The 14368-nt window shown below is 64.2% G+C and carries 12 protein-coding genes; 2 read left to right on the forward strand and 10 right to left on the reverse strand.

The window, feature by feature from the left end; genetic code table 11:
* Positions 1-89: 89 nt before the first annotated feature.
* From gmk to pyrR, 9 genes are all read right to left on the reverse strand, one after another.
* Positions 90-662 (reverse strand): guanylate kinase, encoded by a 573-nt coding sequence (gene gmk, locus ACX4ZE_RS05700; protein ID WP_480272230.1) that lies wholly within the window; start codon positions 660-662, stop codon positions 90-92.
* A gap of 17 nt (positions 663-679) precedes the next feature.
* The gene (gene mihF / locus ACX4ZE_RS05705) at positions 680-1000 is read right to left on the reverse strand and encodes an integration host factor, actinobacterial type (RefSeq protein ID WP_028476708.1); all 321 of its coding nucleotides are present in this window, start codon (positions 998-1000) and stop codon (positions 680-682) included.
* A gap of 479 nt (positions 1001-1479) precedes the next feature.
* Positions 1480-2304, reverse strand: coding sequence for an orotidine-5'-phosphate decarboxylase (gene pyrF / locus ACX4ZE_RS05710; protein WP_480272231.1), 825 nt, complete (start codon positions 2302-2304; stop codon positions 1480-1482).
* Between the two features lie 25 nt (positions 2305-2329).
* On the reverse strand, positions 2330-5653 hold the full coding sequence (gene carB / locus ACX4ZE_RS05715; protein ID WP_480272232.1) for a carbamoyl-phosphate synthase large subunit: 3324 nt from the start codon (positions 5651-5653) through the stop codon (positions 2330-2332).
* Entirely contained in the window at positions 5653-6744 is a 1092-nt protein-coding gene (gene carA, locus ACX4ZE_RS05720; protein WP_480272261.1) for a glutamine-hydrolyzing carbamoyl-phosphate synthase small subunit, read from the reverse strand. Before carA ends, carB begins: the two co-directional genes overlap by 1 nt.
* Before the next feature lie 98 nt (positions 6745-6842).
* The gene (locus ACX4ZE_RS05725) at positions 6843-7364 is read right to left on the reverse strand and encodes a PH-like domain-containing protein (RefSeq protein WP_480272233.1); all 522 of its coding nucleotides are present in this window, start codon (positions 7362-7364) and stop codon (positions 6843-6845) included.
* A 172-nt stretch (positions 7365-7536) separates the two neighbouring features.
* Complete coding sequence (locus tag ACX4ZE_RS05730) at positions 7537-8856, reverse strand: dihydroorotase (protein WP_480272234.1); 1320 nt, start codon at positions 8854-8856, stop codon at positions 7537-7539.
* A gap of 38 nt (positions 8857-8894) precedes the next feature.
* On the reverse strand, positions 8895-9854 hold the full coding sequence (locus ACX4ZE_RS05735; protein WP_480272235.1) for an aspartate carbamoyltransferase catalytic subunit: 960 nt from the start codon (positions 9852-9854) through the stop codon (positions 8895-8897).
* A gap of 58 nt (positions 9855-9912) precedes the next feature.
* The gene (pyrR, locus tag ACX4ZE_RS05740; protein ID WP_480272236.1) at positions 9913-10539 is read right to left on the reverse strand and encodes a bifunctional pyr operon transcriptional regulator/uracil phosphoribosyltransferase PyrR; all 627 of its coding nucleotides are present in this window, start codon (positions 10537-10539) and stop codon (positions 9913-9915) included.
* A gap of 251 nt (positions 10540-10790) precedes the next feature.
* Between pyrR and ACX4ZE_RS05745 the strand changes: the two genes are divergently transcribed.
* A complete protein-coding gene (locus ACX4ZE_RS05745) occupies positions 10791-11948 on the forward strand; it encodes a serpin family protein (RefSeq protein WP_480272237.1) in 1158 nt (385 codons plus the stop codon).
* Between the two features lie 79 nt (positions 11949-12027).
* On the forward strand, positions 12028-13296 hold the full coding sequence (locus ACX4ZE_RS05750; protein WP_480272262.1) for an ArsB/NhaD family transporter: 1269 nt from the start codon (positions 12028-12030) through the stop codon (positions 13294-13296).
* 164 nt (positions 13297-13460) lie between these two features.
* On the opposite strand, the gene ACX4ZE_RS05755 is transcribed toward ACX4ZE_RS05750, so the two are convergent.
* Positions 13461-14368: alpha/beta fold hydrolase (locus tag ACX4ZE_RS05755; RefSeq protein ID WP_480272238.1), on the reverse strand; the 908-nt coding region annotated here is incomplete at its 5' end.

Genomic DNA, 14368 nt, shown 5'->3' on the forward strand with positions numbered 1-14368 from the left:
GTCACATGAGCGAGGGGCCTTGCAGTCACGCGGGCTGTCTCTTCTCGGCCCTGATCACTCCGGCCCTGATCACTCATGCACAGATGGGGTCACGAACTCGAATTTGTGCTAACGAACAAGGATATCAACTGCTCACACGCGCTGGTCACCTCGTTGTTGACGATGACAGTGTCGAACTCGTCACATGCCGCCAACTCGGTCCTGGCGGTTTCCAACCGGCGCTCGATCACCTCGGGCGGCTCGGTACCGCGTGTTCGCAGCCGCGCCACCAGCTCGTCCCAGCTCGGCGGAGCGAGGAACACCAGGATCGCGTCCGGGATCGCCTGGCGCACCGACCGCGCGCCCGCCAGATCCACTTCGACCAGCACCGGGCGCCCCTGGGACAAAGCGGCGCGCACCGGCCCGGCAGGGGTGCCCGACCGCTGCAACCCACCATGGATATCCGCCCACTCGAGCAGTTCGCCCGCCTCGATCATCTCATCGAACTGCGCACGGGACACGAAGTGATAGTCGAGGCCGTCGACCTCCCCGGGCCGCGGGGCCCGGGTCGTTGCCGACACGCTGAAGACCAGGTCGGGCAATCGCTCGCGGGCGCAGCGGACCACGGTGGACTTGCCCACGGCCGAGGGGCCGACCAGTACGACCAGCCGACCCTTCCGCATGTGTTCGGTCACTCTCGTCAGGCGTCGAAATCGAACCGGGCCAACAGCGCCTTGCGCTGCCGATCACCGAGTCCGCGCAACCGGCGGGTGGGAGCGATCTCCAGCTCGCTCATGATTTCCGCCGCCTTGACCTTGCCCACCTTCGGCAGGGCCTCCAGCAGCGCCGACACCTTCATTTTGCCGAGGATCTCATCGGTCTCGGCATCGGTGAGGACCTGCTTCAGATTGGTGCCGCCACGCTTCAAGCGCTCCTTGAGCTCCGCCCGAGCGCGGCGAGCGGCAGCCGCCTTCTCCAAAGCAGCGGCGCGCTGCTCGTCAGTCAGCTGGGGAAGGGCCACGGTTCCTCCGTCTCATCGTTCATTGCATCAACTCCCGCCGGTAACCCGGCAGTCCCAGCGACCGTACCCACGCCGTCCGTCAATTGCGAACCCACCCCCCAGGTCAGCGCATGATTCCGGATGTTTTCCGGATGCCGCGAGCATACTCGCGGCACGCCGTGGGTCAATCCGCGCCACTGTGCAAATCGTACCGCCTCTGCCACGAAATACCCCGCTATCAGGGCGTTTCCGACGCATCTGGCGGTTGCGGAAAGGTTGCGATATCGGTGTGCGCCACTTCGGCAATCTCACACCCGCGCGACCAGGAACTTTCTCGAAATTCTCCGCGTGTCGTATGCTACCCGTGCGTGTCGGGCATCACATCCAGCCGATACACACCGACGGCGATACACACCGACAGTATTGTGCGCATATCGGCGGTACCATGCCGCAGCAGCCAACCAGGTGCGAGATTCGGACTTGAGTATCTCGCCCCCGGATTACCTCTGCAGAAACGCGAACGTGTCCTGCAGCGCGTGTACGCAGGCACGCAGCGTCGGGACAGCAGGTCCTTCCCACAGCACCTCTCGCGAGATACTCGGTACAATATGCCGCAGGATCGATTCGGGAACCAGATCACGAATGGTTTCCGGGCCACCGCCCTGGGCACCGACGCCCGGCATGAGAATCGGTCCGTTGAACGCGGACATATCCGGCGCCTCGACCAGCGTGGCACCCACCACTACGCCCACCGAACCGAACCGAGCGCCCGCATTGCGCGCTGCGGCCTCGTCTACCATTGTCTGCGCGACTGTGCGCCCTTCTGCGGCGACTGCCCGCTGTACCTGAGTTCCTTCCGGATTCGACGTGGCTGCCAGCACGAACACACCACGGTGATTGGCCTCGGCCAAAGTCAGAGCCGGTGCCATGGCACCGAAGCCGAGGTAGGGCGAGACCGTCACCGCATCAGACCCGAGCGGTCCGTCGGCCAGCCAGGTACGGGCGTAGGCCGCCATGGTAGAGCCGATATCGCCGCGCTTGGCATCGGCGAGCACCAACGTTCCCGAAGCGCGCAGCACCTCGATGGTGCGCTCCAAGACGGCGATTCCACCGCAACCATAGGCCTCGAAGAACGCGACCTGCGGTTTGACCAGCGCGACCCGACCGTCGAATGCCTCGACGCAGATCTCGGCGAAGCGCTCCAGCCCCTCCACATCCTCGGTCAGGCCCCAGGCCCGCAATAGTTCCGGATGTGGATCGATGCCGACACACACCGGGCCGAAGTGCCGCATCGCGTGCCGCAGCCTGCTACCGAAGGATTTCATCGCACTCGCTCCGTCTCGCGGTAGCTCATCCACGGAGCACCGAATGCAGTTCCTGCAGAGAGCGCACCCCGATCCCACCGTTGATGCTGGCCTCGATCCCCTGCACCGCGGCAGCGGCGCCTTGCACAGTGGTGATGCACGGGATGTTCGCACCTACTGCCGCACTGCGGATCTCATAACCGTCCACTCGAGGACCGGAATTGCCATACGGAGTGTTGAACACCATGTCGACCTCACCGTCCCTGATCTGATCCACAATCGAAGGAAGCGGGCCTTCTGCCCCCTCCAGGTATTCCGGCTGAGAGTGCTTGCGCACCCGCTCGCACGGGATACCGTTACGGCGCAGCATCTCCGCGGTACCTTCGGTGGCGAGAATCCGGAACCCCAGGTCGTTGAGGCGCTTCACCGGGAAGACCATCGCACGCTTATCCCGGTTGGCGATCGAGACGAATACCGTGCCCTCGATCGGCAGCGAGCCATAGGCCGCGGTCTGACTCTTGGCGAAGGCGGTACCGAAATCGACATCGATACCCATCACCTCACCGGTGGACTTCATCTCTGGTGACAGCAGCGAATCCACACCGCTGCCGTCGACACGGCGGAACCTGTTGAAGGGCAACACAGCTTCCTTGACCGCGACCGGAGCGTCCAGCGATACATGGCCACCATCGCCTTCGCTCGGGAGCATTCCCTCGATGCGCAGCTCGGCGATGGTGGCACCGAGCATGATCCGCGCGGCAGCCTTGGCCAGCGGCACTGCGGTGGCCTTGGAGACGAACGGAACGGTCCGGCTGGCCCTCGGATTGGCTTCCAGTACGTAGAGCACGTCATCCTTGAGCGCGTATTGCACATTGAGCAGGCCCTTGACACCGATCCCCTTGGCCAGCGCGATGGTAGACCGACGCACTGCCTCGATATCGCTGCGCCCCAGCGTGATCGGTGGCAGCGCACAAGCGGAGTCACCGGAGTGGATGCCCGCCTCCTCGATATGCTCCATCACACCGCCGAGATAGACTTCCTCGCCATCGCACAACGCGTCGACGTCGATCTCGATCGCATCCTCCAGGAACCGGTCGACCAGCACCGGATGCTCCGGGCTGAGCTCGGTCGCACGGGAGATGTAGCCCTCCAGGGATTTCTCGTCGTAGACGATCTCCATGCCGCGCCCGCCGAGCACATAGGACGGGCGCACCAACACCGGATAGCCGATATCCATGGCGATCTTCTTCGCTTGCGCGAAGGTGGTCGCCGTACCGTATTTCGGAGCAGGTAACCCGGCCGCGACCAGCACATCACCGAACTCGCCACGGTCCTCGGCCAAGTCGATGGCAGCCGCGCTGGTACCGACTACCGGTACCCCCGCCTCGGTGAGCCGCTGGGCGAGACCGAGCGGAGTCTGACCGCCCAACTGCACGATGACACCCGCGACAGCGCCGGACTCGCGTTCGGCATGGTAGACCTCGAGCACGTCTTCGAAGGTGAGTGGCTCGAAGTATAGCCGGTCAGCGGTGTCGTAGTCGGTGGAGACGGTCTCGGGGTTGCAGTTGACCATCACCGTCTCGTACCCGGCCTGCGACAATGTCTGCGCCGCGTGCACACACGAATAGTCGAACTCGATGCCCTGGCCGATCCGGTTCGGCCCGGAACCTAGGATGATCACTTTCGCACGTTCACGCTGCGGTGCGACTTCCGACTCGGCCGCGGGGTCGAGTTCATAGGCTGAGTAATGGTACGGAGTCTTCGCCTCGAACTCGGCAGCGCAGGTGTCGACGGTCTTGAAGACCGGACGGATATCGAGCCGGTGCCGCAGAGCCCGCACACCGCTTTCCCCCGCCAGTTCCGGGCGCAACGCAGCCAGCTGACGATCGGACAGTCCGTAGTGCTTGGCCCGGCGCAGCAGGGGCTCGTCCAGTACAGGCGCGGCGATGATCTCGCAACGCAGCTCGACCAGAGCAGCCAGCTCAGCGACAAACCACGGGTCGATACCGGAGGCCGCAGCGACATCCTCGATGCTTGCACCGTGGCGCAGCGCGCGCTCGACCTGATAGATACGCCCCTCGGTCGGTGTACGCAGATCGTCGAGAACAGCTTGAACATCGGCCCATCCACCGTCACCCTGGGTCCAGAAGCCAGTGGCCTTGGTCTCCAGCGAACGCAGCACTTTGCCCAACGCCTCGGCGAAGTTACGTCCGAGCGACATCGCCTCGCCCACCGACTTCATGGTGGTTGTCAGCGTGGGGTCGGCACCGGGGAACTTCTCGAACGCGAACCTTGGCGCCTTGACCACGACATAGTCCAGCGTCGGCTCGAAGCAGGCCGGGGTTTCCTTGGTGATGTCGTTGACAATCTCGTCGAGTGTGTAACCGATGGCCAGCTTGGCGGCGATCTTCGCGATCGGAAAACCAGTCGCCTTGGAAGCCAGCGCGGACGAGCGCGACACGCGCGGGTTCATCTCGATGACGATCAAGCGGCCGTCCTGCGGGTTCACCGCGAACTGGATGTTGCAGCCACCGGTGTCGACGCCGACCTCCCGCAGGATGGCGATGCCGAGATCACGCAGCTTCTGATACTCGCGATCGGTGAGCGTCATGGCCGGGGCGACGGTGACCGAGTCGCCGGTGTGCACGCCCATCGGATCGACGTTCTCGATCGAACAGACCACCACCACGTTGTCGCGGCCGTCGCGCATCAACTCGAGCTCGTATTCCTTCCAACCGAGAATGGACTCCTCGATGAGAACATTCGCAGTGGGTGAGGCAGCCAGACCACCACCGGCGATACGGACGAGATCGTCATCGTTGTAGGCCATGCCGGAGCCGAGCCCACCCATGGTGAACGAAGGACGCACCACCACGGGGAAGCTCAGTTCGGCAACCGCCTCACGAACCTCGTCCATGGTGAAGCAAACCCGCGATCGGGCACTCTCCCCGCCCACCTTGGCGACGATGTCCTTGAACTTCTGCCGGTCCTCACCACGCTGAATGGCGTCGAAATCAGCGCCGATCAACTCCACACCGTATTTCTCCAGCACACCGCGCTCATGCAGCGCGACCGCAGTATTCAACGCGGTCTGCCCGCCGAGTGTGGCCAAGATGGCGTCCGGGCGCTCCTTCTCGATGACCTTCTCCACGAACTCCGGCGTGATCGGCTCGACGTAGGTGGAGTCGGCGAACTCCGGATCGGTCATGATCGTCGCCGGGTTCGAGTTGACCAGCGATACCCGCAGGCCCTCCGCCCGCAGCACCCGGCACGCCTGCGTGCCGGAATAGTCGAATTCGCACGCCTGGCCGATGACGATCGGGCCAGAGCCGATCACCAGGATGTGCTCGAGATCCTCGCGACGAGGCATCAGGCTCCTTCCATGAGACCGGCGAAACGGTCGAACAGATATGCGGCGTCATGTGGGCCCGCAGCGGCCTCGGGGTGGTACTGCACCGAGAAGGCGCGGCCGTCGAGCAGCCGGACGCCCTCGACCGTGCCGTCATTGGCGCAGACATGACTCACCTCGGCTGTACCGAAGGGAGTATCGAACCGCTCGCCCTGCTCACCTTCCAACGCGAACCCGTGGTTCTGCGCAGTGATCGAGATCCGGCCGGTCTCGTACTCCACCACTGGGATATTGATGCCACGGTGGCCGAACTTCATTTTGTAGGTGTTCCGGCCGAGCGCGCGGCCGAGAATCTGGTTGCCGAAACAGATCCCGAACAACGGCAGCCCCTTGTCGAGCACTCCACGGGTCAGCTCGACCGCACTATCGGCGGTAGCCGGGTCACCGGGGCCGTTGGACAAGAAGACCCCGTCGGGCTTCAGCTCGAGGATCTCTTCCACTGTCGTAGCCGACGACACCACATGCACCCGCATGCCGCGCTGGGCGAACATACGCGGGGTATTGGTTTTGATACCGAGATCGACCGCGACAACAGTGCACCGGTACTCGCCATCCGGCTCGATTGTGTACAGCGCGTCAGTGCTCACCTCGCCCGCCAGGTCGGCACCCAGCATCGACGGTTGACCATTGACCCTGGCCACCAGCTCGTCGGCGGCAGCGAGCGCGGCTCCGGAGAAGATACCCGCCTTCATCGACCCACGAGTGCGAAGATGGCGCACCAGCGCACGAGTGTCGATCCCCGCGATACCCACGACCTGCTGACGTTCGAGCTCCTCGAGTAGCGTCGTCGTCGCACGCCAATTGGAAGCACGCTGCGCTGGGTCACGGACCGCATACCCGGCGACCCAGATCTTCTCGGACTCGTCGTCTTCGTCGTTCCAACCGGTATTGCCGATCTGCGGCGCGGCTGCCACCACGATCTGCCGGTGGTAGGACGGGTCGGTAAGGGTCTCCTGATACCCGGTCATCGCGGTGCAGAACACCGCCTCACCGAGCGTCTGGCCCACCGCGCCGTAGGCCCGGCCACGGAATACCCGGCCATCCTCCAGCACAAGTGCTGCGTCTGTTCTCGCTCTGCTCGCGACAGCATCAACCCCCACCCTGCTCCCAGCAGCATCAACCCCCACCCTGCTCCCACCCGTGTCGCGCGTCATCCTTCGTTATCTCCCGTTCTCGTCCCAGCCTGATCCGCTGGCGAAAGCTGCCGCCAAGCTGGATAGACCGACTTGTCGTCACCACGGAAACCGGTATCGACCTCGGTTCCGGTCGGCAGCACCCAACGAATGACCAGCACACCGTCTTTTGTCATCACCTTGCCCGCATGGCCACGTTCCGTACGCACCGCGATGATGGACTTCTGTGGAATCCAGATCGCCGCCGCACCGTGGCGTTCGAGCAGAATTCCTCGTTCGAACCGCGTGAGCTCCGCTATCGCTCGAAAACCCAGGTCACCCACCGTGATCCGGTCCTGCCAGCTGGGCGCGACGGTACTGCCGAGATACAGGCCGGTGGTCGGCTCCAGCACCTGCGCACCGAGTTCGGTGGGCACGGTAGGCAAGTCACCGATACGTTCCGCCTGGCGCATCGCGCGGTTGCGCCAGCCTCGGTACATCAACCAGAGGCAGGCGGCGAACAGCACGAGCAGCCCGACAACCCAGAGTATTCGCTCCATTCACGAACCTCCCGTACTCGATCTGCGACACTCCCAGTGCCCTGGTCGAGCACACTTCGCTCCCCTCTCCGGACCGGTCACGCGGGCCACAGTGCCTCGCGGGATACCCGCACCAAGTCGGCTCCGCCGAACGAATGCGCCGGGATCGCCGCTCATCCGCGCCTTCGCACGTCTATACTGCGGCACGATCGCCCCTTACCTTGCCCCCGCGGGCGGTCACCCGGCCACGCAGCAGCGTCGTCGTTACCCGAGCCGGGAGGACCATCTCCTCGAACGGGGTGTTGTTCGAGATACTCGCGAGTTCGGTCCCGTGCACCGTCCAACTCGCGGCCGGATCGACCAATGTCAGATTCGCGGGCTCACCCACCTCTAGGGGTCTGCCGTGTTCATCGAGACCCACGATCTGGGCAGGGCGCTCGCTCATCACGCGAGCGACGCCACGCCAGTTCAGCAGCCCCGGCTCGACCATGGTCTGCACGATGATCGACAACGCCGTCTCCAGACCGAGCATGCCAGGACGAGCAGCGGCGAACTCACAACACTTGTCCTGCTCCGCGTGTGGCGCGTGGTCAGTGGCGACACAGTCGATGATCCCATCGGCCAGAGCCTGCCGCAGCACGGCGACGTCAGAGGCTTCGCGCAACGGTGGGTTGACCTTGTTGACCGCGTCGTAGGTCTCCAGCCGGGAGTCGTCGAGCAGCAGGTGATGTGGAGTGACCTCGGCGGTGATCGAGATTCCCTGGGACTTCGCCCAGGTGATCAACTGCACGGTGCCCGCGGTGGAGGCGTGGCAGATATGCACCCTGGCATCCGCGTCCCTGGCCAGCAGAGCATCGCGCGCAACGATGGACTCCTCAGCCGCTCGCGGCCATCCCGACAGACCGAGCCGAGCGGCGTTCGGGCCCTCGTGGGCGACCGCACCCTCGGTCAGCCGCGGCTCCTCGGCATGCTGGGCGATCAATACCCCAAGCGAGTTCGCGTACTCCAAGGCACGGCGCATAACCAACGGGTCATACACACAGTGGCCGTCGTCAGAGAACATACGCACCGCCCCGACCCCTGCGGCCATGGTGCCCATCTCGGCGAGCTGTTTACCTTCCAGCCCGACAGTGACCGCTCCGACCGGGTATACATCGACCAGGCCGACCTCTCTGCCACGTCGCCATACGTGGTCGGTGACCACCACCGAGTCGGCCACCGGATCGGTATTGGCCATCGCGAATACCGCGGTGTAGCCACCGAGCGCCGCGGCGGCGGAACCGGACTCGATGGTCTCGGTATCCTCCCGGCCCGGTTCACGCAAGTGGGTGTGCAGGTCGACGAAACCTGGGAGCAGGATCTGTCCCCGCGCATCGATGACATCGCCGTCGACCGCGTCCAGATCGGTGCCGATCCGCCGGATTTCACCATCGGTGACGAGCACATCGACCGGCTCACCCTCGCCGTAGCGCAATACGCCTTTGATCAGCACTGCCGAGCCCTCCGTGGTCACACTCCGCTGCTGCCTCCGAGCCTGACCGCTCATGCTGTTCACGCCACCGCCTCCTGTACCCCGACGAGCAGGCGGAACAAAACTGCCATGCGCATATGCACGCCGTTGGTGACCTGTTGCAGCACGGCGGCTTTCGGCGAGTCCGCGACCGCGGAGGCGATCTCCATGCCGCGCAGCATCGGGCCCGGGTGCAACACGACGGCGTGGTCTTCCAACAGGGCGAGCCTGCGTTCGGACAGGCCGTAAGCGATCGAGTATTCGCGGGCCGACGGGAAGAACCCGCCGTTCATCCGCTCGGCCTGCACCCGCAGCAGCAGCACCGCGTCCGCACCGAACAGTTCGGCATCCAAGTGGTGTGAAATGCGGGCGGGCCAGGCGGTAACACCGACCGGAAGCAGCGTACGCGGGGCGACCAGCACTACCTCGGCACCAAGGGTGGCCAGCAGGAAGACATTGGACCGCGCTACCCGACTGTGCAGGATGTCGCCGACGATGACGACTCGTTTGCCTTCGATATCGCCGAGCCGCTGCCGGAGTGTCAGCGCGTCCAGCAGGGCCTGGGTGGGGTGTTCATGGGTACCGTCGCCTGCGTTCACGACCGCCGCCCCACCGGTGGGTCCGGCCGCGACCGCCCATTCGTCCATCCAGCGGGCGATCTGATGCGCAGCACCCGAGGCCGGGTGCCGGACAATCAGCGCGTCGGCGCCTGCGGCGTTCAGCGTCAGTGCCGTGTCACGCAGCGATTCCCCCTTCGCGACCGAGGATGCGCTCGCACTGACATTGATCACATCCGCGCTCATCCATTTGCCGGCAACTTCGAACGAGACCCTGGTCCGAGTGGAATTCTCGTAGAAGACGGTCATCACAGTGCGACCACGCAAAGTGGGTAGCTTGTGCACCTCACGGCCGAGCAGAGCCTGTTCGAACCGTTCGGCCTCGTCGAGCAGTTCCGTCGCGGCGCCGCGATCGAGATCGGTGACAGACAACAAATGCCTCACGCGTCCGTTCCCTCCGCCGAGCCGCGTCGTTGCACTGGAACGACGCATAGGAAGGACATCATGCTTCCTCCTGGTACAGATAGACGCCGTCGCGGCCGTCGTGCTCAGTGAGCAGCACCGAGATGTCCTCGGACCGATTGGTTGGCACGTTCTTGCCGACGTAATCGGCACGAATCGGCAGTTCTCGATGGCCACGATCGATGAGCACCGCCAGCTGCACGGCACGAGGACGACCCAGATCGCGCAGTCCGTCGAGCGCGGAGCGGACTGTACGGCCGGAGAACAGCACGTCGTCGACCAAGACCACCAGCGCGTCCTCGATACCGCCTTCGGGAACCGAAGTACGTTCGAGCGGCCGGTGTGGACGGCTGCGCAGGTCGTCGCGATAGAGCGTGATGTCGAGTGAGCCCAGCGCCGGGCGGACACCAGCGAACTCCTCGATTTTATCGGTGAGCCGCGTGGCCAGCGTGGTGCCACGGGTGGGGATGCCGATGAGCACCACGCGCGGAGCGTCCGACTCATCCGCATCCAGCGCGGTCTTCTCGATGATCTGGTGCGCGATGCGCGCGATGGTCCGGCCGACATCCGAGGCCGACAACAGCTCTCGTCCCGCCCACTGTCGAGAATGCCGCCGCGATATCTCGGCAGCACCCGGCTTGGCGGCCCGCCCTTCGGGCACAGCCATGCCGACCTCCTTCTCCGCCTCACGGGACGGTCCGTTAAAGGATGCCTTACGGAAAGCAGCCTAGCAGCGCCCCGACTCCCACTTTCACCAGGCATATCGCACTGTGAGCTGAACCACCCGGAAGCCTCGTCGCACTCCCGCGCGACCGACCCCGCATCGTTCGCCGGCATCCGTGTCTGGCGGCTGATCACCGGACCGAGCCCGTCGCGGCGAGGACCTCTGGACTGCGCGACCGCGGATAAGGTGGGACAATGCAAGCCACCCTGGAATCCCATATCCGGGCCGCCAACGCACTCACCACACGGTGGTGCGCGGAGCTGGGCGAGCGTGACTTCGTAGCGTCCGGTACAGGGGTGTGGCCGTTGCTGGCGATACTCGCCACCGCGGCAGAGGGACAAGCACGGGACGAGCTGGCGACGGCGATCGGAATACCCGCGGCGACAGGGGAGGATGCGGCATTGCGGTTGCTGCGCGACCTCGACCGTGCGGAGACGGTGGCAGCGGCGCTCGGCGTGTGGGTGCACCGTGACCTCCCGCTGCACGAGGCGTGGTCCGGACGACTGCCCCCGGACATCGTCGCACGGTTGACCGAGCAGACCGCGCTGGACCGCTGGGTGACCCGGCACACCGATGGCCTCATCGAACGCTTTCCGCTCGCGGTAGATCCTGATGCGCTGTTGGTACTCGCCACCACGCTTGTCTCGAAGACCTGTTGGCGCGAACCCTTCGATGTCGGGATGTTGTTGCCGGAAGACGGACCGTGGCAGGGGCGGCACTGCCCCGGACTGTTCCGTACGAGCACCGACCTGTCTGCCGTCGCGATTCTGGACGCCCCGGAGCCTGTCACACGAGTCATCGTCGAAGGGGTCGATGACCTCGATGTCCACCTGCTGCTCGGTGCGGGTGCGCCCGGCGCAGTACTCGGAACGGGACTGGCGGCCTTATCGGCGACAGTACCGATGCGCACTGGCCTTCCTGTCGGAACCGAAGGGCCCGGGCTCAGGGTGCGCACCGAGACAGTCCGATCGAACACCGACGAGCTGCGGATTCAGCTGCCTTCCTTCGAACTTCGATCCACCCACGATCTCCTCGCCGAATCCGACCTGTTCGGCCTGACCGCCGCGACCGACTGCACCCGTGGTCATTTCCCCTCGGTCTCCCCGGTGCCACTCTGCGTCGGTCAAGGGGCCCAAGAAATCCTCGCCCGATTCAGCAATGAGGGTTTCGAAGCGGCGACGGTGACTGCCTGCACCGTACACGCGGTGAGTGCGCCGCTGTGGCAACACCGTGCGACTGTCGTCTCCGCGACGTTCGACCGACCGTTCGGCTTTCTCGCCGTGCACCGGCCGACAGGTTCGGCGGTCGTCGCCGGGTGGGTCGCTACCCCGCCGCCCATCGATTCCGGGTAACCGTCGGGTTGCCGACATTCGACAGTCCGGTCGAAAGCGATGTCGCGAGCACAGGAGCCGCAGTCGGAATGCTGCCATGATGGCGGATGTGCCCGAACGGATCGAGTCCATTGATCAGCCTCCACCCGCACCTCACCCGATACCGGTACCCAACGGACGCCAGCGACTCAGTGTCCTGGACTTGATCCAGCTGGCATTGTTGCTGGCTGGTCTGCTGTGCGTGGTCACCGGGCTGCTACCCAGAGACGAGGCGGTCGCGAATATGCGCCGCATCAGCCCCCTTCTGCTGTTCCTCGGCAGTGTGATCGTACTGGCCGAACTCACCAGAAAAGCCAAGGTCTTCGACACTATCGCCCATCGTCTGGCGATTCTGGGTCGCGGTCACTACCCGGCGCTGTTCTTCCTATGCGTACTGTTCGCTTCGGGTACCACCATCCTGCTGAATCTGGACACCACCGCGGTGCTCATCACCCCGGTAATGCTGGCGCTGGCCGCTCCCACACGGATTCCGCCGCTACCATTGGCCATGACCACGCTCTGGTTGGCCAATACTGCCAGCCTGCTGCTGCCGGTCTCCAACCTCACCAATCTGCTCGCCGCGGATCGGATAACCCTGTCTGCAAACGAATTCGCAGCGAAGATGTGGGCACCACAGCTGGTTTCGATCGGCACGACAATGGCGTTCCTCTGGCTGTGGTACTGGCGGCGTGGGCGCCGCGAGGCCGATCGCTATCTGCCGCCCGAGCCGATCCGCCCGGCGAATTTTCCGGAACGCGCACTGCTGTTCGCCACCGGCGGGGCATGCTTGCTGTTCATCTTCACGATCCCATTGGTCGGCGACCGGATCGGTCTCGCAGCCACCCTCGCCGCAGCCGTCTCAGTGGCGGCCTTCGCGATCTTCGACCGTAACGCGCTGCGACTGTCACTCATCCCATGGCGACTACTTGTCTTCGTAGTCGGGCTGTTCCTCGTGATGCCCACACTGAACAGATTCGGCCTTGCCGATCTGATGCATACCTTGATCGGCACCGGTCCGGACGGGTCCGGCGCCTATCGGGCCGCCGCGACGGGCGCCGCCCTATCTAATCTCGCCAACAACCTCCCCATCTACACCGCGGGTGAGGCGGTGATCGCGACACAGAACAGAGAGCAACTTCTCGCGCTGCTGATCGGGACCAATATCGGCCCGATCGTCACCCCATGGGCTTCGTTGGCCACTCTGTTGTGCCTGGAATTCTGCCGCACCCACGATGTCCGTATACCGATGAAGCGTTTCGTGCTGACCGGTCTCGCTCTCGCTACCGTGGCCACGACCACCTCCGTAGCCGTGCTGCTGGCCACAACCTAGTGGTCACTTCCACAACCGTCGACGCCGTCACTCGGCCTTCGGTATGCGATCTCCGATCGAGTACGAGATGAAGCAGTCATCCATCCAACCCGTGGCCTGAAGTCCAGTATCCCGACTCCGAGAAAACCGGGGAACATCACGGTGCGCATCGAACTCGGGGCGGTTCACAACCTACGATTCAAGGTCTGTCCAACAAATCGCATGTTATCGACCCGATCGAAGTCCTCATGCGCGCAGTCGACCTGAACGACTTCGATGCTGCCTGCGATGTATCCATGCCAATCCTGCATCAATCTCGTTCCGGTCTCCGAGATTCTGTTTCCTGAAGAATCAAGAGCGGCTTCGAAGAGCAGAGCGTTACCGGAGAAAACCGGTGACGAGTAACTCTTGGCCATCTTGATGTTGTTCAGCGTTATTTCCATTGCCCGGTCGAAACCGTCTCTGAGGGCCGGTGTGTCCAGCTGGTCTCCGTATCGGTCGGCCGCCCAGACGCTCAACTGCTCTATGACTTCGCTGTCGGGTATGTCGGGCAGCGGGTTGTCCGGGTCCGAGGGGCTGCTGTCGATGAGTCCGAGAAATACCACTGAGCGTCCTCTGGCTTGGAGTTCGCATGCGGTGGCATGCGCTACGGTCCCACCGTAGGACCATCCGAGTAGATGTATCGGACCGTGTTCTTGAACGTCGATGATCTGGTCGGCGTAGTCCGACACCATCTCTTCGAACGAGGTCGCGGTCTGTGCACCGTCCAATCCTCGGGACTGGATGGCGTAGATCGGCCGGTCCGCTATCTCCAGTGTCAGTGCGTGGTAGAACCACCCCATGCCTCCACCCGGGTGGATACACCATAGCGGCGGCAGCGCTCCGGACTCCCGTAGCGGCAATAGTGGCTCGAACATCGTCTCGATGTTCCCCTCGTCGAGTCGTGTGACCAGTTGCGCGATGGTCGGGGCGTCGAATACCCTCCGGATCGCGACCTCCACCCCCAGCACCGACCGGATCCGGCTCACCAACCGCGTCGCCAACAGTGAATGCCCACCCAGTGCGAAGAAGTTGTCGTCGATACCGACCCGGC

The sequence above is a fragment of the Nocardia sp. TBRC8007 genome (assembly GCF_056629435.1).

Bases quoted from the DNA above. Each gene is read 5' to 3' on its own strand.
- gmk (WP_480272230.1), bottom strand. From the start codon at position 662: ATGCGGAAGGGTCGGCTGGTCGTACTGGTCGGCCCCTCGGCCGTGGGC.
- pyrF (WP_480272231.1), bottom strand. From the start codon at position 2,304: ATGAAATCCTTCGGTAGCAGGCTGCGGCACGCGATGCGGCACTTCGGC.
- carB (WP_480272232.1), bottom strand. From the start codon at position 5,653: ATGCCTCGTCGCGAGGATCTCGAGCACATCCTGGTGATCGGCTCTGGC.
- ACX4ZE_RS05725 (WP_480272233.1), bottom strand. From the start codon at position 7,364: ATGGAGCGAATACTCTGGGTTGTCGGGCTGCTCGTGCTGTTCGCCGCC.
- pyrR (WP_480272236.1), bottom strand. From the start codon at position 10,539: ATGGCTGTGCCCGAAGGGCGGGCCGCCAAGCCGGGTGCTGCCGAGATA.
- ACX4ZE_RS05745 (WP_480272237.1), top strand. From the start codon at position 10,791: ATGCAAGCCACCCTGGAATCCCATATCCGGGCCGCCAACGCACTCACC.
- ACX4ZE_RS05750 (WP_480272262.1), top strand. From the start codon at position 12,028: ATGGCGGATGTGCCCGAACGGATCGAGTCCATTGATCAGCCTCCACCC.